A 1,541-nucleotide genomic window follows, 5' to 3' on the forward strand; every position below is an offset into this window, starting at 1 on the left:
ACCAATTTATTGCAACCGCAGTAGGACAGCCTTAAGTCCGACAGGCTGCTAGCATCAAATGGTATATAATTGATACCTAATTGCTGTATTTATAGGTGTCAAAATCACTTGTTTGAATACGATCCGAATAAAAGTATGACTAATTTTGACAAACATGGTATTGACTTCGATGAAGCTCAAAACTTATGGGAGGATGAGTCAAAAATCATCTTTCCTGCAAGTCTTGAAGGAGAAGAGCGATTCCTCATGGTTGCAAGGTACAAAGGCAAACACTGGACAGCGGTTTATACACTATGAGGAGATAACATCAGAATTATTTCAGTTCGCCGTTCGAGAACAAAGGAGATTACTTGCTATGAAAACTGAAGATTTCGACAAAGCCTTTGATGAGGGCAGTGAGCTAATTGATAATGTGGTTCAGTGGGACAAGGGTCATCGTCCTGATTTTGATACAAAGCGTGTCAATATTGACTTTCCAATATGGATGATCAATGCCCTTGATAAAGAAGCAGCCAGGCTTGGAGTTGCTCGTCAAGCAATAGTAAAAACATGGATGGCTGAAAAATTAGATCAAACCCGCAGATGAGAGCGCAGCATAGCAAGTGCAGCCAACGGGGACGCTCACTGCGCTCGCTCCCTTGCTGCAGCCGTTAGGTGTGTCCACATATCACGGTTAAGAGGCAGAAATAATGATAAGAGAGGTCGAAAGCAGTGATATTAAACGGATTGTAGAAATTTATAATCACTATGTAAGGAACACTGCATTTACGTTTGAAGAAGAAGAGATTTTAGCATCTGATATTGATTTTAGGGTTAATAAAATTAAGTCAGATGGTTTGCCCTGGATCGTGTTAATAAATGATTCAAAAGTAGTCGGTTATGCTTATGCTTCACAATGGCATGACCGTAGTGCATATCGGTTTTCCGTAGAAACTACTATTTATCTTGATCCGAACTTTCAAAGTAAGGGACTTGGTAGCGCTTTGTATAGAGAGTTGTTAAAAAAATTACAGAGTAAAAGAATTAAAACAGCTATTGGTTGTATAACATTGCCAAATGAAAAAAGTGTTGCCTTACACGAAAACCTAGGAATGAAAAAAGTTGCTCATTTTGAGAAAGTAGGGTTTAAGTTCAATCAGTGGCAAGATGTTGGCTACTGGCAAATGATCATGCCCACCTAACAAAAAGTTCAAGTTCGTTCCCGGGGCTGCGCCTTTCCATCAGACGCCGCCTGCGTTGCCACCGCTTAACTTGGCGTTAGGTGTCTCTGTGCAATCTCTCAATGTCTGCTATGCTGACTGCTCCTGCAACAAATGATAATGGTACGCAGTATGTCACTGGAATATCGTGTAGAGAAACTTGAATCCCATTTTGAATCGCTGGATAACGCTGTACATCGGCTCATCGAGATTACTGGGGAAACACAGAAGATTGTGCTCGAAAACCAGCGAGAGAATCGGCTCATGTTTGAGCGGCAAGACCGCAAGATTGAGGCTTACCAGTCTGAGAACCGCAAACGTTTTGACCAGCACGACAAACGT

4 protein-coding genes are annotated in these 1,541 nt (G+C 41.5%); all 4 read left to right on the plus strand.

From position 1 onward, the window contains the following. The first annotated feature begins 108 nt into the window (after window positions 1–108). Window positions 109–297, plus strand: coding sequence for a BrnT family toxin (locus KDK18_RS04740; RefSeq protein ID WP_257253571.1), 189 nt, complete (start codon window positions 109–111; stop codon window positions 295–297). Window positions 298–355: 58 nt separating this feature from the next. Next, window positions 356–586 (plus strand): type II toxin-antitoxin system BrnA family antitoxin, encoded by a 231-nt coding sequence (brnA, locus tag KDK18_RS04745; protein ID WP_257253572.1) that lies wholly within the window; start codon window positions 356–358, stop codon window positions 584–586. Between the two features lie 103 nt (window positions 587–689). Next, a complete protein-coding gene (locus KDK18_RS04750; RefSeq protein ID WP_257253574.1) occupies window positions 690–1,181 on the plus strand; it encodes a GNAT family N-acetyltransferase in 492 nt (163 codons plus the stop codon). 138 nt (window positions 1,182–1,319) lie between these two features. Further along, the coding region (locus KDK18_RS04755; protein ID WP_257253575.1) for a hypothetical protein at window positions 1,320–1,541 on the plus strand (222 nt) is incomplete at its 3' end.

The sequence above is a fragment of the Endozoicomonas sp. SESOKO3 genome (assembly GCF_024606255.1).

Excerpts from the sequence above, each read along its gene's own strand:
- KDK18_RS04750 (WP_257253574.1), top strand. The coding sequence starts at position 690 with ATGATAAGAGAGGTCGAAAGCAGTGATATTAAACGGATTGTAGAAATT.
- brnA (WP_257253572.1), top strand. The coding sequence starts at position 356 with ATGAAAACTGAAGATTTCGACAAAGCCTTTGATGAGGGCAGTGAGCTA.